The sequence below is a fragment of the Thiohalospira halophila DSM 15071 genome, from assembly GCF_900112605.1.
Classification (GTDB): Bacteria; Pseudomonadota; Gammaproteobacteria; order Thiohalospirales; family Thiohalospiraceae; genus Thiohalospira; species Thiohalospira halophila.
On record NZ_FOMJ01000009.1, the window covers coordinates 32,954 to 58,354 of the forward strand.

Here is a 25,401-nt window from a genome sequence, read left to right on the forward strand (position 1 = left end):
CCTACTCCGCCCGGTCCAGCCCCTCCAGGGCGCGGTGGATCTCCGCCTCGGGATAGGCGTAGTCCTCCAGCTCGCCGCGGAAGTAGCGGTCGTAGGAGGTCATGTCGAAGTGGCCGTGGCCGGAGAGGTTGATGAACAGCGTCTTCTCCTCGCCGCTCTGGGTGCAGGCCTCGGCCTCGTCGATGGCGGCGCGGATGGCGTGGCACGACTCGGGGGCGGGGATGATCCCCTCGCTGCGGGCGAAGGTGACGCCGGCCTCGAAGGTGCCCAGCTGGGGCACCGCCGCCGCCTCGATGATGCCGTCGCGGTGCAGGCGGGAGACCAGGGGGCTGTCGCCGTGGTAGCGCAGGCCGCCGGCGTGGATCCCCGGCGGCATGAAGTCGTGGCCCAGGGTGTACATGGCCATCATGGGCGTCAGCCCGGCGGAGTCGCCGTAGTCCCAGGCGTACTGGCCCCGGGTAAGAGTGGGGCAGGAGTCCGGCTCCACCGCCACCAGCCGCACGTCCCTGCCGGCGGCCTTGTCGGCGACGAAGGGGAAGGCCGCACCACCGAAGTTGGAGCCGCCGCCGCAGGGGGCGAAGATGGCGTCCGGGTAGTCGCCGGCCAGCTCGAACTGCTGCTTGGCCTCCTGGCCAATGACGGTCTGGTGCAGGACCACGTGGTTCAGGACCGAGCCCAGGGCGTAGCTGGTGTCCGCCCGGCTGGCGGCATCCTCCACCGCCTCGGAGATGGCCAGGCCCAGGCTGCCGGGGTTGTCGGGATCGGCGGCCAGGGCATCGCGCCCCGCCTGGGTGCGGTTGGAGGGGCTGGGGACCACCGAGGCGCCCCAGGTCTCCATCATGGAGCGGCGGAAGGGCTTCTGCTCGTAGCTGATGGCGACCATGTAGACGTCCACCTCCAGCCCGAACATCTCCCCGGCCAGGGCCAGGGAGGAGCCCCACTGGCCGGCCCCGGTCTCGGTGGCCAGGCGCTGGATCCCGGCCTGCTGGTTGTAGTAGGCCTGGGCCAGGGCGCTGTTGGGCTTGTGGGAGCCGGCGGGGCTCACGCCCTCGTACTTGTAGTAGATCTTCGCCGGCGTCCCCAGGGCCGCCTCCAGGCGGTGGGCGCGGTAGAGGGGGCTGGGCCGCCACAGCGCCAGCCCCTGGCGCACCGGCTCCGGGATGGGGATCCAGCGCTCGGTCGCCATCTCCTGCTCGATGATCGCCTCCGGGAAGATGGCGGCCAGGGCATCGGGGCTCACCGGGTTGCCGTCCGGGCCGCGCGGCGCCTCCATGGGCGTGGGCATGTCGGCGGCGACGTTGTACCAGTGGGTCGGGATGGCATCCTCGTCGAGGAGATACTTGGTGCGCTGCATGGTGGCCCCCATCTCGGTTCGTTGTGGGGTTATTCTGCCGCGCCCGCGGGCGCGGCGCGAGAGGGGAGGTCGATTTGCCGGAAGGGGATACCATCCACAAGGTGGCGGCGGGGCTGCGGCCCTGGCTAGCGGGGGTGACCCTCACCGGCGGCCGGCTGCGCGACGACCCCGCCGCGGTCCTGGCCGGCCGCCGGGTGGGCGACCTGGTGCCCCACGGCAAGCACCTGTTCATCGAGCTGGGGGAGCGGGCGGCCCTGCGCGTCCACCTGGGGATGGGGGGGAGCTGGCACCGCTACCCGCCCGGGGGCGCGTGGCAGAAGCCGGCCCGCCAGGCCGGGGTGGTACTGACCACCGAGGCGGCGGAGCTGGTCTGCTTCAACCCCAAAGAGGTCGCGCTCACCGCCACACCCCGGCTGCAGCGCCACGCCGCCACTGCCCACCTGGGCCCCGACCTCATCGACCCGGCCACCGCCCCCGCGGCCCTGCCGACCCGGGCGCGGGAGCGGCTCCCGGCCGCCGCCCCGCTGGCCGACGTACTGCTGGACCAGACCGTGGCCGCCGGGATCGGCAACATCTACAAGTCGGAGCTGGCCTTCCTCCACGGACTCCACCCGGAGACGCCGCTGGCGGCGGTGAGTGATACCGCGCTGGCGGCGATCTACGCCGACGCCGCCCGCCTGCTCAGCCACAACACCGGCGACGCCCCGCGCACCACCCGCTTCGGCCACGACGGCCCGCGCCTGTGGGTCTACCGCCGCCGCCACCGCCCCTGCCTGCGCTGCGGCACGCCCATCACCTACGCCCGCACCGGCCGCGACCAGCGCGGCACCTACTGGTGTCCGATCTGCCAGCCGGCCCCCGGCTGACTCCCCCAACGAAAAAGACCCCGCCGAAGCGGGGTCCTTGGGGCGTTACGCGGCGAGCCCGCGATGCTCCAGGGCGGCCTGGGCGCGCTTGCGGTCCCGGGCCCGATGTTTGGTCTCGCCCTGGGCGATCTTGCGCAGCTCCTCGGGCTTCATCTCGGCGGTGTTGGTGGTGCGGTTCTGGGAACCGCGGGGGCCGATCCGGATCATGGGGCACCTCCTGACTGGTATGACACGACCGGCGGGGTCCGCCGGGCGGCGCATTCTGGCAACCAGGCCCGGGTACTGTGAAGGGGGAAACAGGAAAAATGGCTTATGGATTCAAATAGTTAGCGACCACTGCGGCGTTCGCTCCCGGCATGCCCGAGGTCAGAATTGAGGATGCCTTTCCCCGGATCGGTCCGCGCCCGCAAGCCGGATTGCCCCGCGCCATCAGCCGTGCCACGATTCATTCAGACCCCGAGACGACGAGGCCCCGCCATGCCCCCCTTCCCCCGCTGGTCCGCCGCCCTGCTGCCCCTGTTCCTGATGGCCGCCGTGGCGCGGGCCGCCGATCCGGTAACCCCGGAACTGACGCCGCGGCTGGACCAGCTGCTCACCGAGGAGATGCAGGCCGTGCAGGAGGCCATGCACGCCATCCACACCGGCATCGTCACCGGCGACCACGCCACCGTGGCGGAGCGCGCCGAGGCGATCCATGCGAGTTTCATCCTCAAGCGGGAGCTCACCGAGGCCGACCGGCGCGACCTCAAGGCAGCGGTCCCCGACGACTTCCTGAAACGCGACCAGCGCTTCCACGCCACCGCCGCGGAGCTGGCCGAGGCGGCCGAGGCCGAGGACACCGGCCAGGAGCTGCACCTCTACCGGCGCATGACGGATAGCTGCATCGCCTGCCACGGCGAGTACGTGGGCGACCGCTTCCCGGGGCTGAAGGGTCCGGAAGACTGATGGGGGCCACGCGAATGGGGGTGGGATAATGGCCCTGCGCGCCGGCCGCTGGGCTGGAGTCATCGTCGGGCTGGCCGCGGGGGGCATCCTGGCCGTGTGGCTCATTGCGGCCGGCCCGTCACCGGACCGGAACGCGGATGCGGGGCCGCCTCCCGCCCTCTCGGTCATCGAGGTCCAGCCCGTGGACTTTCGCGCCGTGGCCCGGGGCCACGGCACCGTCCGGGCCGCCCAGACCTGGCGCGCCACCGCCAGCGTCGCCGGGCGCATTGTGGAACGCCACCCCGAACTGGCCAGCGGCAACATCCTCCCCGCGGGCACCCGACTGCTGGCCCAGGACCCCACGCGCTACCGGCTGGCCATCCAGGAGGCGGAAGCGGAACTGGCGAGCATCCGGGCCGAGGAGCGCCAGCTGGAACGGGAAACGGAGAGCCTGCGGAAACAGCTGGCGATGGAGCGGGAACGTCTGGCGCTCACCGAACGCGAGCTGGAACGCATCCGCGAGGCCGCCGACGCCGGCAACATCGCCCGCTCCGAGCAGGACCGGCAGCTCGGCACCACGGTGGCCCGACGCCAGGCGGTGGCCCAGCTGGAGAACGAACTGGCCCTCCTCCCCGGCCGCCGCCAGGGGCTCCAGGCACGGCGGGATCAGGCACAGGCGCGCCTGGAGCGTGCCCGCGAGGACCTGGCGGATACCCGCTTCGAGGCGCCCTTCGACCTGCGCATCAGCGAGGTGGCCGTGGAGCGCCATGACCACGCGACGCCGGGGCAGCTCATCTTCCGGGCCGACAGCATCGAGAACGCCGAGGTGGAAGCCCACCTCCCCCTGGCCCGGTTGCGCCCCCTGGCGGCGCGGATCCTGGATTCGGGAGGGGGCGCCCTGGACCTCCGGCAGCTCCGGGAGCGAACGCCGCTGGAGGCGCTGGACGCCCGGATCGCCCTCGCCGGAGACAACGCCGTGCACTGGAAGGGGCGGGTAACCCGCGTTGCCAGCGGCCTGGACCCGGCCACCCGGACCGTCCGGGTGGTAATCACGGTGGATGAGCCCTACGCGAATGCCCGCCCGCCGGATCGCCCGGCGTTGCAGCCCGGAACCTACGTACGCGTGCGGCTGGGCACCCCCGGGGCCGAGCCGCGGCTGGTGGTTCCGGCCACTGCCGTCCATGACGGCGCCGTCTACCTCGCCGACGGCGACGACCGCCTGCGCCGGCGGCCGGTGACGGTGGCCTTCGAGCAGGACGACCTGGCGGTCATCACCGACGGCCTCGCGGCCGGAGACCGGGTCATCGTCGACGATCCGGTCCCGGCAGTGGACGGCATGGCCATCGCCCCGCAACGGGACGAGGGCCTGGAGGCAGAGATTCGCCGGCGCGCCGGGGGCACCGAGGGATGATCCGCTGGTTCGCCGGCCACCCCACCGCCGCCAACCTCCTGCTCCTCGTGCTCCTGGCGGCGGGCCTGTTCGCCGCCCCGGAACTCCAGCGCGAGACCTTCCCCGACTACCGCCCGGTGGAGGTGAGCGTCGAGGTGGCCTATCGCGGGGCCACCGCCGCCGATGTGGAGGACGAGGTCTGCCGCCGGATCCACGATGCGGTCAAGGGCGTGGACCGGCTGGACGAGCTCACCTGCACGGCCCGGGACAACCGGGCCAGCGCGGTGGCCACCATGGCCGAGGGTGGGGCTTCCCTCCGCTTCCTCAACGAGATCGACACCGAGGTGGCCGCCATCACCGACCTGCCCGAGCGGGCGGAGGAGCCGGTGGTGCGCGAGTTGCACCGCAGCGACCTGGTGGCGGCGGTGGCGGTGGCCGGCGACATGCCCCGGGACCGGCTGGAGGACTACGCCCACCGGCTGGAGGAGCGGATCATGGCCCTCTCCGGGGTGGCCGGAGTGGCCCTCCACGGCGTCTCCCAGCGCCAGTGGGAGGTGACGGTGCCGCGGGAGGTGCTCGGCCAGCACGGGCTGTCCGCCCGGGAGCTGGCCGCCCGCGTGGCGCGCCAGAACGTGAACATGCCCCTGGGCACCCTGGAGACCCCCGAGCGCGACATCCGGCTGCGCCTCACCGACCAGCGCCGCTCCCTGGACGAGCTGCGCGACCTGGTCGTGGTCTCGGATCCCGAGGGCGGCGAGCTGACCCTGGGCGACATCGCCACCCTGGAGCAGGTGGGCGAGCGGGCCGAGGAGAAGGTCCGCTTCGACGGGGAGCGGGCGGTGGTGCTGGAGGTCAGCAAGAGCCTGCGTGCCGACTCGCTGCGGGTGAAGGACCGCCTCGCCGACCTGCTCGAGGAGGAGCGCCGGCGCTACGAGGGCGGCGTGCGCCTGGCGGTGACCCAGGACATGACCAGTATCGTCCGCGACCGGCTGCAGATGCTGGTGGCCAACGGCATCATCGGCCTGCTGCTGGTGGCGGCGGTGATGAGCCTGTTCTTCCGGCCGCGGCTGGCCCTGTGGGCCGTGCTGGGGCTGCCGGCAGCCTTCGCCGGCGCCGTCTTCGTCATGGCGGTGACCGGGCTCTCCCTCAACATGATCACCCTGGTGGCGCTGCTCATGGCCATCGGCATCGTCATGGACGACGCCGTGGTCATCACCGACAACATCGCCGTCCAGGCCGCCCGACAACGCTCGGCCCTGGCGGCGGTGACCGAGGGCACCCGCCAGGTGCTGCCCGGGGTGCTGTCGTCCTTTTTGACCACGGTGGTGGTCTTCGCCCCCCTGGCCTTCCTCGCCGGGCAGCTGGGGGCGGTGCTGGAGGTGCTGCCCATCGTCCTCATCGCCGCCCTGGCCGCCAGCCTCGTGGAGGCCTTCTGGATCCTGCCCCACCACCTCAAGGGGAGCGTGCCCGGGCTGGCCGCCGGCCACGAATCTCGCTTCCGGAAGGCCTTCGAACGCGGCTTCGCAGCCTTCCGCGAGGGGGTGGGCCGCGCCGCCGACCGGGCCGTGCGCTGGCGCCACGCCGTACTGGGGCTGGTGGCCGCCGTCCTGCTCGGCTCCGGCGGCTATCTGGTCGGGGGCCACATCGGCAGCGAGGCCATGCCCGCCGTGGAGGGCGATGTGCTGGAGGCGCGCATCCTCCTGCCCCAGGGCACGCCCCTGGCGCGCACCGAGGCAGTGGCCGAACGGGTGGAGGCGGCGGCGCACCGGATCGACGACCGCCTGACCCCCGAACAGCCCGGGGGCACCCGGCTGGTGGAGGCCGTGCAGACCCGCTTCAACCACAACCCCAGCGCGGGCGAGGCAGGCCCCCACGTAGCCACCGTCATGCTGGACCTGCTCACCGCCGAGCGGCGGACGGTAGACCTGGACGAGCTGACCGCGGCCTGGCGGGAGGCGATCGGCACCGTCCCAGGCCTCCACAGCCTCACCATCCAGGAGCCGGGCTTCGGCCCCGCCGGCAAGCCGGTGGAGATCCGCCTGCAGGGCGAGGACCTGGCGGCGCTCAAGGCCGCCGCCCGGGAGGCCGCCGAGCACCTCGCCGGCTACGAGGCCACCTACAACGTCCTCGACGACCTGCGCCCCGGCGCCCCCCAGCGCAGTCTGGCGCTGGCCCCCGGCGCCCACGGCCTGGGCCTTACCGCCGAGGAGGTGGGCGCCCAGCTCCGCGCCACCTGGCTCGGCGAGATCGCCGACACCCGGCGCATCGGCGCGCGGGATGTGGAGATCCTGGTGCGCGGGCCGGCCGGTGACCGTGACAGCCTGGGGGACCTGGCGGAGCAGACCATCACCCTGCCCGACGGGGAACGGGTGCCGCTGGGGGAGGTGGTCACCATCCGCGCACAGCGCGCCTGGGCGCAGATCACCCGCGTCGATGGCCGGCGCACGGTGACGGTTGAGGCCAACGTGGACGCCCGCCAGAGCAGCGGCCAGAACATCGTCGACGACCTGCGCGCCGACTGGCTGGCCGGGTTCCAGGGGCGCCACCCGGCGGTGGACATCTCCTTCGAGGGCCAGGTGGCGCGCTCGGCGGAGACCGGCGCCTCCATCGCCCGGGGCCTGCTCATCGGCCTGGTGGGCGTGTTCGTGGTCCTCTCCTTCCAGTTCCGCAGCTACGTGGAACCGCTCATCGTCATGCTGGCCATCCCGGTGACCCTCATCGGCGCCGTCTGGGGCCACGTCCTCACCGGCTACTACCTCTCCATGCCCTCGCTCATCGGCGCAGCGGGCCTGGCCGGCATCGCGGTCAACGACGCCATCCTGCTGGTGCAGTTCATCAAGGCCAACCGCGGAGCCGGCCTGTCGGCGGCGGTCGCCGCCGGGCGGGCCAGCCGCGATCGCTTCCGGGCCATCCTCATCACCTCCACCACCACCATTGCCGGGCTGCTGCCCCTGCTGCTGGAGACCAGCACCCAGGCCGACTCCATCAAGCCCCTGGTGATCTCGGTGGTCTTCGGCCTGCTCACCATCACCGTGCTGGTGCTGCTGGTGATCCCGGCGCTGTACGTGCTGTTCGACGACTGGGGCTGGGCGCGGACTCCGGCGACGGAGGAAGAGGCGGACTAATCCTCACCCCATCCCCAACCGCCGCCGCAAACGAGTAAGGTTGCCCGGGTCCACCCCCAGCAGGCGGGCGGCGCCGGCCCAGCTGCCGGCGCGGCGGTGGGCCTCGGTGATGAGCCGGCGCTGGGTGGCCTCTACCCCTCCGCGCAGGGTGGGCAGGGGCGCCTCCGGCTCGGCCTCGCCGCCCTCCCCGGCGGGGAGATCCTCGGCCAGGTGGAGGTGGGGCGGCTCGATGGTGGCCACGGGGCCGTCGGTGCGGTGGCGGGCCAGCACGGCGGCGCGGTGGATGACGTGCTCCAGCTCGCGGACGTTGCCCGGCCAGTGGTAGGCCTGCAGCAGCGGCGTGCAGGCGGGATCCAGGCGCAGGGCGCGCAGCCCCAGCCGGGCGCGTACCTGCTCGGCGAAGTGGCCGGCGAGCAGCAGCACGTCGTCGCCGCGCTCATGCAGGGGCGGCACCACCACGGGATAGACGCTCAGGCGGTGGTAGAGGTCGGCGCGGAAGCGGCCGGCGGCGACCTCGGCGGCCAGGTCGCGGTTGGTGGCGGCGATGACGCGGACGTCCACCCGGCGCGGGCGCTCCTCCCCCAGGGGCTGGAGGTCGCCGTCCTGGAGCACCCGCAGCAGCCGCGCCTGCACCGCCGGCGCCAGCTCCCCCACCTCGTCCAAGAAGAGGGTCCCGCCGTCGGCCAGCTCGAACTTGCCGCGCCGGTTCTCGGTGGCGCCGGTGAAGGCCCCCCTGCGATGGCCAAAGAGCTCGCTCTCCACCAGCCCCTCGGGCAGGGCGGCGGCGTTGACGGTGATCAGGGGGCCATCGGCGCGCGCCGACTGGCGGTGCAGCGCCCGGGCCACCAGCTCCTTGCCGGTGCCGGTCTCCCCCTGGACGAGGACGGTGAGGTCGGAATCGGCCACCGCCCGGATGTGCTCATCCAGCTGCGCCATGGGGGCGCTCTCCCCCACCAGGCGGGGCTCGCCGGCGGGCGCGTGGGTCTCGGCCAGGGCGGCGTCGCGCTGGCGCTGGAGCCGCTGGACGGCGGAGCCGGCGGTGACCACCGCCTCCCCCAGGGCCACCAGCAGGCGCAACTGCTCCAGGCGGGTGGCGTCGAAGGAGCCGGCGGCCAGGGCGTCCACGGTGACCAGCCCCCAGGGCTCGCCGTGGCGGGTGAGGGTGGCCCCCAGGCAGTCGTGGACCAGCAGGTGCTCGTCGTGGAGGAGCAGGCCGTCCCAGGGATCGGGCAGCTCGGAGTCGGCGGGGAAGCGGGTAATCCCCTCGCCCTCCCAGATCGCGGCCAGCCGCGGATGGTCATCCAGCCGGAAGTGGCGACCCAGGGCGTCGCGCTGGAGGCCGTGCAGGGCCACCGGCACCAGGCGGCCGCCGCCCTCGTGGCGCAGCAGGGCCACGGCGTCGGCGGGGACGACGCTCACCAGCAGCTCCAGGTAGCGCTGGTAGAGGCGCGCGGCCGGGGCGCCGCCGGCCAGCTCCTCCAGGACCCCGATGAGGGGGCCCACGGGGAGGGCGGCCCGGCTTGTGGATTCAACAAGGTCTTGTGATAGGGACATGGTAAGGCTCTGTCGATCGGACAATAGCCTATCGTAATACCCTGATATTCGGTACCCCTCCACCTGGCACGCCCCTCGCAACGGGACCCGGCGAATCCACAACGACGGAGGGACCGACCTTGGCCCTGACCCCCGAACAGATCGAGACCGTCCAGGCCACCGTCCCGCTGCTGCGCGAGCACGGTGAGGCGCTGACCACCCGCTTCTACCAGCGCATGTTCGAGTACTACCCGGAGGTGCGCACCTTCTTCAACCAGGCCCACCAGGCCGACGGCCGCCAGCCGCGCGCCCTGGCCAGTGCGGTGCTGGCCTGGGCGGAAAACCTCCACCAGCCGGAGGTCCTGCAGGAGGCCGTGGAGGGCATCGTCCACAAGCACGTCTCCCTGAATATCCAGCCGGAGCACTACCCTATCGTCGGCAACAGCCTGCTGGCTGCCATGCAGGAGGTCGGCGGCGACGCCGTCACACCCGAGGTGGTGGAGGCGTGGGGCGCCGCCTACTGGGAGCTGGCCAACCTCCTCATCGCCGAGGAGGAGAAGGTCTACGCCGACCACGCCGAACAGCCCGGCGGCTGGCGCGGAAAGCGCGCCTTCCGGGTCAAGGAGAAGCGCCCGGAGTCGGCGGTGATCACCTCCTTCGTCCTGGAGCCGGAGGACGGCGAGCCGGTGATGGACTTCACCCCGGGCCAGTACATCGGCCTGCAGCTGGAAATCGACGGCGAGACCACCCAGCGCAACTACTCCCTCTCCGATGCGCCCAACGGTCGCACCTACCGGATCTCGGTGAAGCGCGAGGAGGGCGGCCACGCCTCCCGCTTCCTCCACGACCGGGTGGCCGAGGGCGATACCCTCCACCTCTTCCCGCCGGCGGGGGACTTCGCCCTGCAGGACAACGACCGGCCCATCAATCTCATCACCGGCGGCGTCGGCATCACCCCGGCCATGGCCATGGCGGAGTTCGCCGCCGGCCAGCGGCCCATCCGCTTCGTCCACGCCGCCCTCAGCCGCGACCACCACGCCTTCCGCGAGCGGGTGGAGGCGCTGGCAGCCGCCAACGACCTGGAGCCCTTCTTCATCTACGAGGAGGGGCGGCCCGGGGACGGCGCCCACGCCACCGGCCGGCTGGATCGCGACCGGCTGGCGGAGCAGATCGACCTCGACGGCGACGTCTACTTCCTCGGCCCCCCGCCCTTCATGCGGGCGGTGAAGGGGGCCCTGGACGACCTCGGCATCCCCGCCGAGCGCCAGCACTACGAGTTCTTCGGCCCCGCCGAGGCGCTGGCGTAGGCATCGCCCACCGCGGATGACCCGGGCGCCGGATCATCCGCCCCGGGTCTCCACCCCGTCATCCAACCCGCGACGTCGGTACCCACAGTCCGAGAATGGGTCCCTCCCCGGACCGGCATGCTAAGATGACGGGTTCCCGAGCAAGATCCGGAACTCCCATGGCCGACGGCGACAACCCCCTCCTGCGCGACTTCGATCTGCCCCCCTTCTCCGCCATCCGGCCCGAGCACGTGGAGCCGGCGGTGGATACGGTCCTGGCGGAGAACCGCCAGTGGCGTACCGACCGCCTGGCCGCCGGCGGGCCGTGGACCTGGGACAACCTCCTGGCCCCCTTCGAGGCGGCGGAGGATCGACTGGGCCGGATCTGGGCGCCGGTCTCGCACATGAACAGCGTGGTCAACGGCGAGGCGCTGCGGGAGGCCTACAACGCCTGCCTGCCCAAGCTCTCCGAGCACGCCACCGAGCTGGCCCAGGACGAGGGGCTCTTCGCCGCCCTCAAGGAGCTGGCCGCCTCCGAGCACTACCGCGAACTCGCGCCCGCCCGCCGCCGGGTGGTGGACAACGCCCTGCGCGACTTCCGCCTCGGCGGCGCGGAGCTCTCCGGCGAGGACAAGGCGCGCTTCAAGGCCATTGCCTCGGAGCTGGCCACCCTGTCGGCGCGCTTCGAGGAGAATGTCCTGGACGCCACCCAGGCCTGGTACAAGGTGGTCACCGACGAGTCCCGCCTGGCCGGCCTGCCGGAACAGGCCCGGGAGCAGGCGCGCCAGTCGGCCGCCGACCGGGACGAGGCCGGCTGGGTCTTCACCCTGGACTTCCCCTCCTTCTACGCGGTGATGACCTTCGCCGACGACCGCGAGCTGCGCCAGGAGGTCTACACCGCCTGGGGCACCCGCGCCTCCGAGCAGGGCCCCCACGCCGGCCAGTGGGATAACTCCGAGACCATGAAGCGGATCCTCGCCCTGCGCCACGAGCAGGCGCAGCTGCTGGGCTTCCGCGACTACGCCGAGTACTCCCTGGCTACCAAGATGGCGCCCAGTCCCGAGCAGGTCATCGCCTTCCTCCAGGACCTGGCCGACCGCGCCCTGCCCCGGGCCCGCCAGGAGCTGGACGAACTCACCGCCTTCGCCCGGGAGGAGCTGGGCCTGGACGAGCTCCAGCCCTGGGACATCGCCTGGGCCGGGGAGCGGCTGCGCCAGGCGCGCTACGACCTCTCCGAGGAGGACCTGCGCCCCTGGTTCCCGGAGACGAAGGTCATCCCCGGCCTCTTCGCCGTGGTGGAGCGGCTCTACGGCCTGACCATCCGGGAGGTGGAGGGGGCCGACGTCTGGCACGACGATGTCCGCCTCTTCGAGATCCACGACGCCGAGGGCGAGACGCGGGGGCTGTTCTATCTCGACCTCTACGCCCGCCGGAACAAGCGCGGCGGCGCCTGGATGGACGAGTGCCGCATTCGCCATCGCCGGGAGGATGGCACCCTCCAGGTGCCGGTGGCCTTCCTCACCTGCAACCTCTCCGCCCCGGTGGGGGACAAGCCGGCGCTCTTCACCCACGACGAGGTGGTGACGCTCTTCCACGAGTTCGGCCACGGCCTCCACCACATGCTCACCCAGGTGGAGGAGCCCTCGGTGGCCGGGATCAACGGCGTGGAGTGGGACGCCGTGGAGCTGCCCAGCCAGTTCCTGGAGAACTGGTGCTGGCAGCGCGAGGCCCTGGACCTCATCAGCGGCCACTACGAGACCGGGGAGCGCCTGCCGGAGGAGCTCTTCGAGCGCATGACCGCGGCGCGCAACTTCCACGCCGCGCTGCAGATGGTCCGCCAGCTGGAGTTCTCGCTGTTCGACTTCCACCTCCACCGCGACTACGACCCCGAGGCCGGCGGCCGGGTGCTGGAGACGCTGTGGGCGGTGCGCGAGCAGGTGGCCGTGGTCCATCCGCCCGAGTGGCACCGCTTCCCCCACAGCTTCGCCCACATCTTCGCCGGCGGGTACGCCGCCGGCTACTACAGCTACAAGTGGGCCGAGGTCCTCTCCGCCGACGCCTTCGAGCGCTTCGAGGAGGAGGGGATCTTCAACACCGAGACCGGCCGCGCCTTCCTCGCCGAGGTGCTGGAGGTGGGTGGCAGCCGGGACGCCATGGACTCCTTCATCGCCTTCCGCGGCCGGGAGCCCCAGGTGGACGCCCTGCTCCGCCACAACGGCCTGGACGCCGCCTGAGGTTGGCCGCCATGGAACGCATCCCCGAGCCCGAACTCATGGACAGCGAGGCGCAGGTCCGCGCCTACGCCGAGGCCGACTTCGAGGCGCCCCACGGCGCCTGCGTCGAGGACTTCTGCAACCGCTTCCCCAACGAGCCGGCGGCGGGCCGGATCCTGGATCTCGGCTGCGGCCCGGCGGACATCACCTGCCGACTGGCGCGGGTGCGCAACGGCACCACCCTCACCGCCGTGGACGCCGGCCCCAACATGCTCGCCGCCGCCGACCAGCGCATCCGCGACGAGGGGCTGGCCCACCGGGTGGAGCTGGTGGAGGGGCGACTCCCCGGCGTGGATCTGCCCGCCGCGAGCTTCGACGCCGTGGTGAGCAACAGCCTCCTCCACCACATGGCCGAGCCCGACGCCCTGTGGGAGACCATCGCCCGCGCCGCGCGGCCCGGCGCGCCGGTCTACGTCATGGACCTCATGCGCCCCGCCAGCCGGGAGGCCGCGGCCCGACTGGTGGGAGAGCACGCCGCCGGGGAGCCGGAGGTCCTGCGGGAGGACTTCTACAACTCCCTGCTGGCCGCCTGGCGGCCGGGGGAGCTCCGGCAGCAGCTGGCCGAGACCGGCCTGGACCACCTCTCGGTGGAGGCCCTCTCCGACCGCCACCTGCTGGTCTGGGGGCGGCGGTAGGCCCGCTTTTGAGAACCAGCCCACAGAACGTAATTCCCGTGTGGCAAACCGGTTAAAATTGTCCTACACGCTCGCCTAGAATCCGTCCAACAAAAATAGACCCGATTGGACGGAGTCAATCATGCACGCGGATCTCACCCTTCTCGCCCTCCTCTTCACCGGTCAGGGCGCCGTCAGCGCCGGCCTCCTCACCCTCGGCCAGCCCCTGCTGGCGCTGGCCGCACTGGGGATCCTCTTCCTGCTGGTATCGCCGGTCTGCGCCTCCTGCCTGCAAGAGCTGTTCGGCCGCGAATGAGGCGGGGGCGCACCCCCTGCTAGACTCCGGGAGAGGTAACGCCTCTCTGGAGTGACCATGCCGCGCACCGCCCCCTTCGAGGACCACCACCAGCGCTACGAGGCCTGGTTCCAGGCCCACGAGGCCGCCTACATCTCCGAGCTTCTGGCCCTGCGGCCCTTCGTTCCCTGGGAGGGCGAGGGGCTGGAGATCGGGGTCGGTAGCGGCCGCTTCGCCGCCCCTCTCGGGATCACCACCGGCCTGGACCCCTCGCCCGCCATGCTGACCCACGCCGCCGGGCGCGGGATCCGGGTGGTCGAGGGGCGGGCGGAGGCACTGCCGTGGCGAGAGGGGGCCTTCGACCACGCCCTGGTCGTCACCACCATCTGCTTCGTCGACTCCGCCGCGGCCATGCTGGCCGAGGCCTTCCGCGTCCTGCGCCCCGGCGGCCGCCTCAACATCGGCTTCGTCGACCGGGAGAGCGCCCTGGGCGCCGACTACCTCGCCCACCAGCACGAGAGCGTCTTCTACCGCGAGGCGACCTTCTTCTCCGCCGGCGAGGTGGAACGGCTCCTGGTGGAGGCTGGATTCACCCTCGATGCCTGGGGCCAGACCCTCTCCCGCCCCCTGCCGGCCATCGACTCCATCGAACCCCTGCGCCCCGGGCGAGGGGAGGACGCCTTCGTGGTCGCCGCCGCCCGGCGGCCGGGCTGATCCCTGTACCCTCCGCCGTTCGCCTTTGGCAGAATCCGGGTGGACCCGGTGATCGGGAGCCGCACCGGGCAGGAGGACAATAATCCGGTGGACACCGGAAGGAGTGAACCATGCAGGCCCGGTTCGGCGAGGTCGTGGTGGAGGTGGTGCGCGGGGATATCGCCCACCAGGAGGATTGCGACGCGGTGGTCAACGCCGCCAATGCGGAACTCATGCCCGGGGGCGGGGTGGCGGGGGCCCTCCACCGCGCCGCCGGGCCGGGGCTGGCCGACGAGTGTCGCCCCCTGGCCCCCATCGAGCCCGGGGAGGCGGTGATCACCGACGGCTTCGACCTGCCCAACGACTACGTCATCCACTGCCTGGGCCCGGTCTACGGCCGGGACGAGCCGGCGGACGAGCTGCTCGCCACCTGCTACCGCAACGCCCTGGACCTGGCCGAAGAGCGGCGGCTGGCGTGCATCACCTTCCCCGCCATCTCCACCGGCGCCTTCGGCTATCCCATGGAGGAGGCGGCGCGCATCGCCTTCGCCACGGTCCAGGAGAAGGCACCGGAGCTGGAGGCGGTGCGGCGGGTGCGCTTCACCCTGCGAGGCAGCGACGCCGCCGCCACCCACGAGGGCATCCTCAAGGAGATGGGCGGGGCCTGAGGCCGCCCACCGGGGTCAGCGCGTCTCCAGCGGCTGCCAGAGGTTGGGGCTGGCGCCGGTCACCGGGACCTGGTCGTGGAGGGCCCGGGCCACCTCGGCCGCCTCCGCCCCGGCCGGCGTGGCCACCAGGAAGCGGTTGCCGAAGCGGTATTCCCGCTCGATGGTGTAGCCCTCCGCCTCCAGCCAGCGCCGGGCGCGCTCGGCGGACCAGTCCTCGCGCAGGGTGACCAGGACGCCGCCGGCCAGGGCCATCTCGGCCCCGCCGTCCGGCGCGGTGCGCAGCAGAGGGGAGAAGCGCGCGTCGCTGCCGGCGGCGCGCTGGAGGTCGGTGGCCGCGCGGGTACCGACGCCCCCCTCCGGTACCGACCAGATCCGGGCGCCGCGGTGCTCGGCGGCCACCTCGGCCCCGGGCCGGGCGCTGCGTACCGCCGACTCCGCTGCCGCACTCCCGCGTCCGAGCTCCACCACCCGGCCGGGGACCACGTAGAGGGTCCGCCGCTCGCCGTCCTCGTACCAGTGGACCGTCTCGCCCCCCTCGTCCGGGGCGGCGGGTTCGGCGGCCGCGCAGCCCCCGGTGGTCAGGAGGACCGCAAGCAGCGGGATGAGCAGTCGGATAGGCATGGGGCGTTCCTCCGTCTCAGTGGCCGTGGAAGGTCAGGGTCCAGGAGCCGAGGCTCCCGTCCTCGCCGCTGGAGCGGTTATCGGTGATCTCCAGCCGCCAGGTGCCGTCGGCGGCCTCGCCCAGGTGGTGGGTGGTGGAGAAGGTCCAGGACTGGCTGTTCAGGGCGGCACAACCGGTCAGCGAGTAGCTTCCGGCGGAGACCTCGCAGAAATGCTCTTCGGCCAGGAGGCTGCGGCTGAATTCGTTCCCCGAACCGTCCTCGTGGACGAGTTCGATATCCAGCCGGTTCCAGTCGTCGTGGGACCAGCCGTCCAGGGTCACCTCCACCGCCTCGAGGGTGTCGATACCGGAGCCGGCAATACTCACGGTCTCCGAATGTTCGGCGGGAGCATCAGATGAACCCGCCGATATGGACGAGATACCCGCTCCCGTTTCGCTCTCTTCCTGCAAGGCCCCTAGCGATCGGGCCTGCTGCGCCCACGATTCCGCCTCCGCCACTGCCGCTCCGGCATCCACCAGACCGTGGCCAAAGGCGTGGCTCACCGTCTCGCCAGCGCCGTTGGTTGCCCAGTCATCGGCCGGGGCCAGGGGATCGGCGTCAGCCGCCTGGAAGTCATCCCGGGCGGTGGTCGCCAGGATCCAGCGCACCTCCCGCCAGGAGAGATCGGGGTTGGCCTCCAGCACCAGGGCGGCCACCCCGGCCACGCCGGGGGCGGCGGCGGAGGTGCCGTTGAAGCAGCGGGTGTAGGCGGGCCGGTCGGTGTAGTCGCGGGTCCAGTTATCCGGCCGGTCGAAGCCGTCGGGGAAGGTAGTGGTCACGGCCAGTTCACCGTCGGTACAGAAGCGCCCGCCCGGGCCGGCCACCAGGACATTGGCCCCGCGCTCGCTGTAGACGGCGGGGCGCCCGCGGGCATTCACCGCCGACACGGCCAGCACCCGCCAGTAGTTGGCCGCGCCGTCGTAGTTGGAGTCGTCCACCGGCTCGCAGTTCTTGGTGTCATCCCCCTGCACGTTCACGCAGCCATAGCCGTTGCCGGCGGCCCAGAGATAGACGGTACCGCGCCCATCACGATTCACCTCGGTCCCTCCTAGGACCGAGTCCTGCCAGCCGCCTCCCCTTAGTTCCCCGGTGAGATCCTCGGGTCCCCAGCTATTGTTGGTAACAGCCACGTCCTGCTCCAGGGCATCCTTGATATCGATAACCTCCTCGGTGGCGAGGATGTTGAACCCCGCCACCCCCGCCCGCGGGGCCACCCCGCGACCGCCGCAGCCGTTGTCATCCCGGGCGGCGGAGATACCGGCCACGGCGGTGCCGTGGAAGAGTCCGGAGCCGTCTTCGGGGGAGGGGTCATCGCCGCCATCCGTGTAATCGACGCTCCGGCCGTCCAGCACGTTGGCGCGCAGGTCCTCGTGGCCGATGTCCACAGCGTCGTCGAGGACGGCGATGCCGACCCCGCTCCCGCGGTAGCCGGCCGACCAGGCCCCGTCCACGCCCAGGTCGACGCCGGGGGTGGCGGCCACGGAGCCGTCGAGGGCGGTCTGCCCGGTGTTGTCCAGGTGCCACTGGTCGACGAAGAGGGGATCGGGGCCGCCGGGGCAGGCCACGCTGCCGCCGCCGCCATCGCCACCGACCAGGGGATCACAGCCGGCCAGGAGCAGGGCGGCCCCCGGCAGTGCCAGCCGACGGGCCCGCACGCACCAGGTCAGTGCATAACGGGCGGTGGTGGCACATACTCGGTGCACGGCCACGCCCATCACGTCGCCCCCGGCCCCGCAGAGTGGCCCGGAGGATGCTGGCACGACACCTGCACGGGAGTGAGTGCGGACGGATTCCGCCATCTCTCATCTCCTGCAGTCTTTCGGGGTGCTTCGGCACCCCGCTCTTTTTCGGGAGCTACCATGAGTACCCTCAGCTACATCGCCCTGATGGAACGCTTCCAGGAACACCGCGCCACGGTCCGCGACCTCCTGACCTCCATCATAACCGGCCTCTCCGATGCGCGCCTGCTGGAGGATGCCAGCATCCGCCGGCGGGCGCTGCACGATATCCGGCAACACTACCCCTTCGTGAAACTCCTTTACACCCTCGATACGGAGGGACGGCAGACCAGCGACAACGAGGTCGAGGAGCGCACCGGGGACGAGGAGCAGGCCCGCGGTCGGGACCGCAGCCATCGCCCCTACTTCACCGCTGCCCGGGAGTCCGGGGGCCCCGCGATCACCGATCCCTATCTCTCCAGCGCCGACCACCACCTCTGCCTGAGCGCGGCCACGCCGGTCTACACCGAGGAGGGACAACCCGCCGGCTACGTGGTCATCGACTGCGACCTGGCGGAGATGGTCGCCTTCCTCATGGGCGACGGGGGCCGGCGGCGCTTCCAGCCGCTGTTCAAGGGGATCTACGGGCTCATCGTCGGCGGGCTGATGGCGGTGGTGGCCGCCCTGCTGGTCGCCGCCGGCCTGGAGGTGGCCGCCATGGTCCAGAACGGGAGCGAGGCCGGCATCGACCGCCACCTGCGCCCCTTCACCGCCATCATCTTCCTGACCCTGGCGCTGGCGGTCTTCGACCTGGGCAAGACCATCCTCGAGGAGGAGGTCCTGATGCACAAGGACATCTTCCGCCACTCCTCCACCCGGCGAACCATCACCCGCTTCGTCGCCGCCATCCTCATCGCCGTCTCCATCGAGGCGCTGCTGATGATGTTCAAGGCGGCCCTGGGAGATGGCAGCGGGATCATGGGGGCGGTCTGGATGATGTTCACCGCGGTGGGGCTGCTGGTCGGACTCGGGATCTACGTCTACCTGGGTGCCCGGGCGGAGACCATCCTCCTGCGCACCGCCCGCCAGGGCCGGCGGGAAGGCGCGGAGTAGGCGTTCACCCCTGGGCGGCGTGGAGCACGGCGACGCCGCCCACCACCAGGAAGATCCCCAGGAGCTTGAGGCCGGTCATCGCCTCGCCGAAGGCGGCCACCCCGATGAGGGCGATGAGCACCGTCCCCGCCCCGGCCCAGACGGCGTAGGCGATGCCCACCTCGATGTGGCGCAGCGCAAAGGTCAGCAGCACGAAGGAGGCGCCGTAGAAGACGAAGATGAGGACCGAGGGCACGGGGCGGGTAAATCCCTCGGCCAGTTTCATGCTGGTGGTACCGGCCACCTCCAGGAGGATGGCGGCGGCGAGCAGGAACCAGCCCATGGGGGCCTCCGGGGTGCCGAAACGAACCCCATGGTAGCAGCGACTTGCCGGGGTCAGGACTCGGCGGCCATGGCCGCCAGGCTGGCGAGGATACCCTCGATGTAGTCCGGGTAGTTCAGCTCCACCGCCAGTTCCTGCCGCAATCGGGTAGTGTCCAGCCGCCGGGACTCCAGCAGGAAGTCCAGCATCCCGCGGGAGATCCGCCGATGGGCCTCGGCCAGTCCCACTCGGGGTGGCCGGGGCAGGCCGGCGGCGTCGGCCACGGCATCGAAGTACTCCGCCATGGGGCAGGGCACCCCGTCGGCCACATTGTAGACCCCCGGCGGGGCCCCGACCTCGCCGGCGCGGGCACAGGTGGCAGCGAGATCCTCGGCGTGGATCCGATTGGTCACCCCGCTGTCGGCCGGCTCGAGGATGGGCTCACCGCGCTGCAGCCGCTCCAGCGGCAGCCGATCGGGGCCGTAGATCCCGGAAACGCGGAGGATAATGGTCTCCACGCCGCGTTCCCCGGCCCAGTCGGTAAGCGCCCGCTCCGCGTCCAAGCGGCGGTGGCCGCGATCACTGGTCGGTCGCAACGGCGCGGTCTCGTCCACCCACTCGCCACCGCGATCGCCGTAGACCCCCGAGGTGGAGATGAGGACCACCCGCGCCGGCTCCTCCCCTGGGGCGATGGCGGCCAGGTAGTCGCGCAGGCGCGGATCCTGCCGGCCCCGGGGCGGCGGCGGGGCGAACCAGTAGAGGGTGCCACCGGGCTCCGGGCGCTGGGCATCACCACCGCGATCCAGGTCGGCGGCCACGGCGCGGCACCCATCGGCCGTGGCGGCCGCCGCGCTGGCCTCGGAGCGGACCAGGCCGACCACCTCGTCACCGCGCTCAACCAGCCGCCGCCCGGTGCGGCGCCCGATGTCGCCACAGCCGACGATGAGCACACTCGCCATGCCTTTTCCTCTCCCGCGCGGCTACCCGATAATGGCTCCCAGTTGAATTAGTCTAGTAGAGTCAGCCCCTGCGTCGAGGAGCCCCCATGTCCCATCAGGTCCGAGTGGAACCCAGCGGCCACACCTTCGAGGTGGCCACCAACGAGACGGTGCTCAATGCCGCCCTGCGCCACGGTCTCGCGCTACCCTACAGCTGCCGCAACGGCACCTGCGGCACCTGCAAGGGGCGGCTGCTGGAGGGGGAGGTGGCCTACGCCGGCCAGCCGCCGGCGCTCACCGACGAGGATGAGGCCAACGGCCTGGCGCTCTTCTGCCAGGCCGAGGCCATCAGCGACCTCACCATCGAGGTTCGCGAGGTGGGGGCGCTCACCGAGATCCCGGTGCGTACCATGCCGGCCCGGATCCAGCAGATGGAGCGGCTGGCCGACGACGTCATCCGCCTGGGCCTGAAGGTGCCGCAGAACGAGCGGCTCCAGTTCCTCGCCGGCCAGTACGTCGATCTCCTCCTGCGCGATGGCCGCCGGCGCAGCTACTCCCTGGCCAATCCGCCCCACGACGACGCCCTGCTGGAATTCCACGTCCGCCACATGCCGGGCGGGCGCTTCACCGACGCCCTGTTCAACGGCGACTACAAGGAGAAGGACATCCTCCGGCTGGAGGGCCCGCTGGGGAGCTTCTTCTGGCGGGAGGAGTCGGAGGGACCGGCGATCCTGGTGGCCGGCGGCACCGGCTTCGCCCCCATCAAGGCCATCGTGGAGCACGCCCTGGCCGAGGAGACCGAGCGCCCGCTGCACGTCTACTGGGGGGTCCGCGCCCTGCGGGACCTCTACCTGGGCACCCTGGCGGAGCAGTGGGCCACCGAACACGCCAACGTCACCTTCACCCCGGTCTTCTCGCAGCCCGAGGGCGACAGCGGTGGCGCGCGCACCGGCTACGTCCACGAGGCGGTCCTGGCCGACTTCCCGGACCTGTCCGGTTTCGAGGTCTACGCCAGCGGGCCGCCGGCCATGGTGGAGGCGCTACGGGAGAGCCTGCCCGGGCAGGGGCTGGACCCGGAGCGGCTCTACGCCGACGCCTTCGAACCGGCGGGGGACTGAGCCGCCAGGTCGTCACTGCCGGTGGCCAGGGCGGCCTCGACCCCGCGCCGCCAGTGCTTGATGGCCGCCTCGTTCTCACCCAGGCGCTCCAGGAGAACAGCGAGCTCGCGGTGGGTCTCCACCCGGGACTCTGTGTCGAGGCTCGTCTCCAGGTAGTGGCGCGCCTTGCCCCAGAGCTCCCGGCGGAAGGAGAGCCGGCCCAGGGTCAGCAGCAGGTCCGCCTCGCCCTCGTGGCCGCGCAGCCACTTCTCCGCCACCGAGAGCTGGTGCGCCGGGTCGGCGCCGTGGACCAGGCCGTAGAGCCGCACCACCGCCGGGTCCCAGTGGTGCTTGAGCCAGCGCCGCAGGACCACCTCGGCGTCACCACCGCCGCCCAGGCGGTGGAGGGCGGCGGCATAGCGCCCCACCAGCGCCGCCTCGCTGCGCCGCTGGCGCGGGATGGCATCCCAGACGTCCAGTAGCTCCTCGCGACGCCCCCCGGCCTCCGCCCTCTCCAGGCGGTGGGCCCAGGTGGTCCGCTCCAGCTCCACCAGCTCCTCGTTACCCAGCGCCTGGCGCTTGCGCAGCTCCGGCAGCAGGTCCGCCAGCTCCGTCCAGGCCCCCTGGGCCCGGTAGAGGCGGGCCAGGAGGGCGAGGACGTAGCGGTGGCGCGGGGCGATGGAGCGCAGATGGAGCAGGGAGGCCAGGGACTCCTCGTACTGGCGGTGGGCGAGCTGCAGCTCGGCCCGGGTGAGCAGCACCGCCAGGTCGGCATCGGGCTCGCTGCGGTGGGCGCGGTTGAGGTAGTCGTCCCGCCGCTCGTGGGCGTGCTGGCGCTGAGCAGCCCGGGCGGCCCCGATATAGGCAGGCAGGGAGTGGCTCCCGCGCCGGGCGGCCCGCTCCAGGTGCCGCTCGGCGGCCGGCCAGCGCCCCTCGGCGAACTCGATCTCCCCGCGCCGGAGCAGCCCCATGCCGCGCAGGGTCCGGCGGCGGCGGCGCCAGTGGCGCAGCGTGCCGGGGGCATCCAGGAGGTTGGCCGCCAGCCGCACCAGGGAGTAACCGACGATGAAGGCGAACAGCGCCGCCACCACCGCCACCGTGAGCGACATCTCCACGCTCCACGGCCCCCGGGCCAGGAGGAGATAGCCGGGATCGCGGTGGGCCCAGATCGCCACCGCCGTGGCGCCGGCGATGACCAGCAAAAGCAGCAGGAGGCGCCTCATGGCGCGTCACCCCCCTGGATCCCGTCCAGAACCTCCAGCGCCCGGCCGGGGTCGGGGCGCTCGTACTCGAGTTCGGCACCCGCCAGCTCCTCCAGGCTCGCCAGGGCCGCCTCGGTGGCCGCGGCGCTGGTGTCGAAGTAGCGCTCCACCCACATCCGGGCCTGCTCCAGGGTGTCGCGCCAGGTCCCGGTCTCGCCTCGCAGCAGGGCGACCCGGGCGCTCTCCAGCTGGAGCTGCAGGTTCAGGCGCAGGTTCTCCTCCTGCTCCGGTGCCACCAGGGGGCGGACGTCCTCGTCGTGGCGGCGCACCACCACCAGCTCCGAGAGGGCGTCGCCCACGGCCGCCACGGCCCCGCGCCAGCCGGAGACCGGCTCGGTGGGACCGTTGGCCTCCGGCCGGGGTGCGCCGCCAGGGCGGCGCAGGGGGAGATCGTCCACGGCGGCGCTGACGCCGGTGAGCCGCGCGGCGAGCCCCGGGACGTCCGGCGGCTCCACCGCGGCCACCTCCTGGCGCACCGTGGCGATGGCCTCGCGCAGGGGCTGGTAGCGCGCACCGCCCAGGTCGGCCAGGCGCTCGTCGGCGGCGGCCAGGGCGGCATCCACCGCCGGCCAGTCGGCTGCCAGGGCCGCCCGCTGATCGGCCAGGGTCAGGAGGTGGCGAACGGCGGCGAGCTGCCACTCCTCGCTGCCCCGACCCACCTGCTCGGCCAGGCGCTCCAGCTCGGTGTTGGTCGCTTCCAGCCCCTCACTGACATCCTCGGCGCGGGCGGCGCTGCCGGCGGCCGCCTCCCGCGCGGAGCGGGCGGTATCGCCCACCTCCTCCAGTCGGCCCTGGAGGCGGCGGATGGCGGTCTCGCGGTCGGCCAGGGTCTGCTCCAGCTCGGCCTGCTGCTGCCAGAGCTGCCAGCCGAACCAGCCGCCGGCCCCGGCGGCACCGGCCACCAGGACCAGGAGGACGACCAGGGCGGCGGTCAGGCCGCGACCGGAGGCCGGACCGGCACTCTCCCCCTCGGCCGAGGTGGTCGCGCCGCCACCGGAACGACCGGTCGCCTTCGTCGTGGACCCGCCCCGGTTGCCCGCCTTCCGGCCGGTGGACTTCGCGCCACGCCCCCCCTTGGTGCTGGACGTGCTGCCCCCGCCACTCTTGTCGCCTGCGGCGGCACCGTTGCCTGCAGAGCCCTTGCCCGCCGCACCGGAACCGCCAGCGCCGCGCTTGCGATTGCCGGACGACTTCTTCTCCTGCCCCTTGGGGGCCGCCTGCTCGGAGGTCGCTTCGGACCCGGAGCTCTCCGCATCCTCACGGGCCGGGGTGGAGGGCGCCTCCGGAGTCCTCTCTGCCGTCGGCTTGCCGCCGGTATCGCCGGCCTCCGCGCCGCGCCCCTGGGTATCCTCTTCGCTCATGTCGGTACCTCTCCCGCGCCCTGCCGCCAGCGAATCAGGGCATCCACAATGGCCTCGTCGGCCGCGGCCTCGGCCACTACCGGCTCCACCTTGAAGCCCAGCTCCCGGGCCAGTTCGCGCTGGTTCTCGCTTACTACCACCAGCGGGGTCTTCTTCAACCAGTACTGGCCGAGTTTCCCGACCATGTCAAAGAGGTTCCGCAGCCCCTCGCCGCTGGTGATGGTGATGACGTCGATATCCCCGCGCGCCCAGGCGCGCTGGAGAGCGCCCAGGTCCGCCGGGGGCCGGCCCCGGCGGTAGGCCTCGGCGTAGGTCACCTCGGCCCCGCGCTCGGTGAGGGTGTTGCCCAGGAATTCCCGGCCGCCATCGCCGCGAAAGATCACCACCCGCTTGCCGGCCACATCCTGCATGCCGGGCTGGGCCAGCAGCGCCTCGCTGTCGAACTTCTGCCTGGGGAAGATATCCGGATCGCGGCCGATGAAGTGGCGCAGCTCCACCGCGGAGCGCCGGCCCACGGTGGCCAGCTGCAGGCCCGAGGGGAGCTCCCGCCGGGCCTGGATGAGGTTCATGGCCTTGTTCACCGCATTGGGGCTGATGAATACCGCCAGGTCGAAGTCGTCCAGGCGGTCGATGATGGCGTTGAGGGGACCGCTGTCCTCGGGATCCAGGATCTCCAGGACGGGGAAGCGCCAGGGATGCCCGCCGGCCTCCTCGATCCGCTGGGACAACTCCTCGGCCTGATGGGCCGGGCGCGTGACCATGATGCCCAGGCCCGCGAGTTCGTCAGCCATTACCGTAGACCTCCTTGAGGATCTCGCCCGCGCCCCGGGCCAGCAGATCGTCCGCCACCCGCACACCGATGGCCTCCGCCTCCGCCACCGGGCCGCGCGCCTCGCTGCGAATGACCTCGCCCCCCTCGGGGCGGCCCACCAGGGCGCGCAGGTGGATCTCGTCGCCTTCCACCTCGGAATAGCCGCCGATGGGGACCTGGCAGCCGCCCTCCAGCCGGGCATTCAGCGCCCGCTCGGCGGCGATGCGCGGCCGGGTGGCGGCATCGTCCACCGCCGCCAGCAGTTCGTTGACCCGTTCGTCGTCCACGCGGCACTCCACGCCCACCACGCCCTGGCCGATGGCCGGCAGGATCACCTCCGGCTCCAGCGGCGTCCGGATCCGCTCGGCAAAACCGAGCCGCCGCAGACCGGCGCAGGCGAGGATGATGGCGTCGTAGTCGCCGGCGTCCAGCTTGGCCAGGCGGGTGTTCACGTTGCCGCGCAGATCCCGGATCTCGAGATCCGGCCGCCGGGCGCGCACCTGGGCCTGGCGGCGCAGGCTGGAGGTCCCGACCACGGCCCCCTCGGGCAGCTCGTCCAGGTGGTCGTAGTGGTTGCTCACGAAGGCGTCCCGGGGGTCCTCCCGGGGGCAGATCACCGCCAGATGGAGCCCCTCCGGGAACTCGATGGGGACATCCTTCATGGAGTGGACGGCGATATCCGCGCGCCCCTCCAGCATGCCGTTCTCCAGCTCCTTCACGAACAGCCCCTTGCCGCCGATCTTGGCCAGCGGCGAGTCCAGGACCCGGTCCCCCTGGGTGGTCATGCGGACCAGCTCCACCTCCAGCCCGGTATGCAGGGCCTGAAGCCGGTCACGGACGTATTCCGCCTGCCACAGGGCGAGGGGACTCTTGCGGGTGGCGATGCGCAGGGGCTCGGACATGAAAGGGGCTCGGCTGGCCGGTAGAGGCGTCTATGCTACGTCGGCGCCCGTGTCCCGGGCAATCGCCCGGCACGGCGGGGCGCTACCGATTCGCTCACCGGAACTCCTCCGAAACTGAGCGGCCAGCGTGAAGGTGAACCCGGGGTGGTCTGTCGTTGTCCATCCCTGCAGGATACAACGTCGGCCCACCGGCGGAACGGAGGAGTCCAACGACC

The 25,401-nt window shown here is 72.2% G+C and carries 23 protein-coding genes; 12 read left to right on the plus strand and 11 right to left on the minus strand.

Annotated features, from left to right (window positions below; translation table 11 throughout):
• Window position 1 precedes the first annotated feature (1 nt).
• Window positions 2-1,354, minus strand: a complete 1,353-nt coding sequence (locus tag BM272_RS11555; protein ID WP_093429021.1) for a TrpB-like pyridoxal phosphate-dependent enzyme — start codon at window positions 1,352-1,354, stop codon at window positions 2-4.
• Between the two features lie 74 nt (window positions 1,355-1,428).
• Between BM272_RS11555 and BM272_RS11560 the strand changes: the two genes are divergently transcribed.
• Window positions 1,429-2,220 carry a DNA-formamidopyrimidine glycosylase family protein gene (locus BM272_RS11560; protein ID WP_093428950.1) on the plus strand — a complete coding sequence of 264 codons (792 nt, stop codon included), beginning with the start codon at window positions 1,429-1,431 and terminating at the stop codon, window positions 2,218-2,220.
• A 45-nt stretch (window positions 2,221-2,265) separates the two neighbouring features.
• Here the strand turns inward: BM272_RS11560 and BM272_RS13805 are convergent, their stop codons facing one another.
• On the minus strand, window positions 2,266-2,427 hold the full coding sequence (locus BM272_RS13805; protein WP_159433080.1) for a hypothetical protein: 162 nt from the start codon (window positions 2,425-2,427) through the stop codon (window positions 2,266-2,268).
• A gap of 270 nt (window positions 2,428-2,697) precedes the next feature.
• On the opposite strand from BM272_RS13805, the gene BM272_RS11565 reads away from it, so the two are divergent.
• The 3 genes from BM272_RS11565 to BM272_RS11575 are packed head-to-tail and all read left to right on the plus strand — an operon-like array spanning window position 2,698 to window position 7,659.
• Entirely contained in the window at window positions 2,698-3,165 is a 468-nt protein-coding gene (locus tag BM272_RS11565; protein WP_093428951.1) for a cytochrome c, read from the plus strand.
• A gap of 28 nt (window positions 3,166-3,193) precedes the next feature.
• Window positions 3,194-4,555: an efflux RND transporter periplasmic adaptor subunit gene (locus BM272_RS14215; protein ID WP_093428952.1), complete on the plus strand. Its 1,362-nt coding sequence runs from the start codon at window positions 3,194-3,196 to the stop codon at window positions 4,553-4,555.
• A complete protein-coding gene (locus BM272_RS11575) occupies window positions 4,552-7,659 on the plus strand; it encodes an efflux RND transporter permease subunit (RefSeq protein WP_093428953.1) in 3,108 nt (1,035 codons plus the stop codon). The genes BM272_RS14215 and BM272_RS11575 overlap by 4 nt, the downstream gene beginning before the upstream one ends.
• Before the next feature lie 3 nt (window positions 7,660-7,662).
• Here BM272_RS11575 and norR read toward each other — a convergent pair whose 3' ends face one another.
• Window positions 7,663-9,213 carry a nitric oxide reductase transcriptional regulator NorR gene (norR, locus tag BM272_RS11580; RefSeq protein WP_093428954.1) on the minus strand — a complete coding sequence of 517 codons (1,551 nt, stop codon included), beginning with the start codon at window positions 9,211-9,213 and terminating at the stop codon, window positions 7,663-7,665.
• Window positions 9,214-9,332: 119 nt separating this feature from the next.
• Here norR and hmpA point away from each other — a divergent pair, with 119 nt between their 5' ends.
• The 6 genes from hmpA to BM272_RS11605 all read left to right on the plus strand — a co-directional run bounded on the left by hmpA (window position 9,333) and on the right by BM272_RS11605 (window position 15,021).
• Window positions 9,333-10,499 carry an NO-inducible flavohemoprotein gene (hmpA, locus tag BM272_RS11585; protein WP_093428955.1) on the plus strand — a complete coding sequence of 389 codons (1,167 nt, stop codon included), beginning with the start codon at window positions 9,333-9,335 and terminating at the stop codon, window positions 10,497-10,499.
• A 158-nt stretch (window positions 10,500-10,657) separates the two neighbouring features.
• The gene (prlC, locus tag BM272_RS11590; RefSeq protein WP_093428956.1) at window positions 10,658-12,712 is read left to right on the plus strand and encodes an oligopeptidase A; all 2,055 of its coding nucleotides are present in this window, start codon (window positions 10,658-10,660) and stop codon (window positions 12,710-12,712) included.
• Window positions 12,713-12,723: 11 nt separating this feature from the next.
• Entirely contained in the window at window positions 12,724-13,386 is a 663-nt protein-coding gene (locus BM272_RS11595) for a class I SAM-dependent methyltransferase (protein ID WP_093428957.1), read from the plus strand.
• Window positions 13,387-13,507: 121 nt separating this feature from the next.
• Window positions 13,508-13,681, plus strand: coding sequence for a hypothetical protein (locus BM272_RS13810; protein ID WP_159433081.1), 174 nt, complete (start codon window positions 13,508-13,510; stop codon window positions 13,679-13,681).
• 57 nt (window positions 13,682-13,738) lie between these two features.
• Window positions 13,739-14,374 carry a class I SAM-dependent methyltransferase gene (locus BM272_RS11600; RefSeq protein ID WP_093428958.1) on the plus strand — a complete coding sequence of 212 codons (636 nt, stop codon included), beginning with the start codon at window positions 13,739-13,741 and terminating at the stop codon, window positions 14,372-14,374.
• A gap of 110 nt (window positions 14,375-14,484) precedes the next feature.
• Window positions 14,485-15,021 carry a macro domain-containing protein gene (locus BM272_RS11605; RefSeq protein WP_093428959.1) on the plus strand — a complete coding sequence of 179 codons (537 nt, stop codon included), beginning with the start codon at window positions 14,485-14,487 and terminating at the stop codon, window positions 15,019-15,021.
• Window positions 15,022-15,036: 15 nt separating this feature from the next.
• Here the strand turns inward: BM272_RS11605 and BM272_RS11610 are convergent, their stop codons facing one another.
• On the minus strand, window positions 15,037-15,642 hold the full coding sequence (locus tag BM272_RS11610; protein ID WP_093428960.1) for a hypothetical protein: 606 nt from the start codon (window positions 15,640-15,642) through the stop codon (window positions 15,037-15,039).
• A gap of 16 nt (window positions 15,643-15,658) precedes the next feature.
• Window positions 15,659-17,398: a S8 family serine peptidase gene (locus BM272_RS11615; RefSeq protein ID WP_143613258.1), complete on the minus strand. Its 1,740-nt coding sequence runs from the start codon at window positions 17,396-17,398 to the stop codon at window positions 15,659-15,661.
• Window positions 17,399-17,542: 144 nt separating this feature from the next.
• Here BM272_RS11615 and BM272_RS11620 point away from each other — a divergent pair, with 144 nt between their 5' ends.
• The gene (locus tag BM272_RS11620) at window positions 17,543-18,514 is read left to right on the plus strand and encodes a PDC sensor domain-containing protein (RefSeq protein ID WP_093428962.1); all 972 of its coding nucleotides are present in this window, start codon (window positions 17,543-17,545) and stop codon (window positions 18,512-18,514) included.
• Between the two features lie 4 nt (window positions 18,515-18,518).
• Here the strand turns inward: BM272_RS11620 and BM272_RS11625 are convergent, their stop codons facing one another.
• Both BM272_RS11625 and BM272_RS11630 read right to left on the minus strand, forming a co-directional pair.
• Window positions 18,519-18,836 carry a DMT family transporter gene (locus BM272_RS11625; RefSeq protein ID WP_093428963.1) on the minus strand — a complete coding sequence of 106 codons (318 nt, stop codon included), beginning with the start codon at window positions 18,834-18,836 and terminating at the stop codon, window positions 18,519-18,521.
• Window positions 18,837-18,889: 53 nt separating this feature from the next.
• Window positions 18,890-19,774 (minus strand): SDR family oxidoreductase, encoded by an 885-nt coding sequence (locus BM272_RS11630; RefSeq protein ID WP_093428964.1) that lies wholly within the window; start codon window positions 19,772-19,774, stop codon window positions 18,890-18,892.
• Between the two features lie 86 nt (window positions 19,775-19,860).
• On the opposite strand from BM272_RS11630, the gene BM272_RS11635 reads away from it, so the two are divergent.
• Window positions 19,861-20,871 (plus strand): CDP-6-deoxy-delta-3,4-glucoseen reductase, encoded by a 1,011-nt coding sequence (locus BM272_RS11635; protein ID WP_093428965.1) that lies wholly within the window; start codon window positions 19,861-19,863, stop codon window positions 20,869-20,871.
• Here BM272_RS11635 and BM272_RS11640 read toward each other — a convergent pair.
• The 4 genes from BM272_RS11640 to hemC are packed head-to-tail and all read right to left on the minus strand — an operon-like array spanning window position 20,838 to window position 25,186.
• Window positions 20,838-22,073, minus strand: a complete 1,236-nt coding sequence (locus BM272_RS11640) for a heme biosynthesis HemY N-terminal domain-containing protein (RefSeq protein WP_093428966.1) — start codon at window positions 22,071-22,073, stop codon at window positions 20,838-20,840. The genes BM272_RS11635 and BM272_RS11640 overlap by 34 nt on opposite strands.
• Window positions 22,070-23,473: a uroporphyrinogen-III C-methyltransferase gene (locus BM272_RS11645; protein ID WP_093428967.1), complete on the minus strand. Its 1,404-nt coding sequence runs from the start codon at window positions 23,471-23,473 to the stop codon at window positions 22,070-22,072. The genes BM272_RS11640 and BM272_RS11645 overlap by 4 nt, the downstream gene beginning before the upstream one ends.
• Window positions 23,470-24,264, minus strand: coding sequence for a uroporphyrinogen-III synthase (locus BM272_RS11650; RefSeq protein WP_093428968.1), 795 nt, complete (start codon window positions 24,262-24,264; stop codon window positions 23,470-23,472). The genes BM272_RS11645 and BM272_RS11650 overlap by 4 nt, the downstream gene beginning before the upstream one ends.
• Entirely contained in the window at window positions 24,257-25,186 is a 930-nt protein-coding gene (hemC, locus tag BM272_RS11655) for a hydroxymethylbilane synthase (RefSeq protein ID WP_093428969.1), read from the minus strand. Before hemC ends, BM272_RS11650 begins: the two co-directional genes overlap by 8 nt.
• Window positions 25,187-25,401 lie beyond the last annotated feature (215 nt).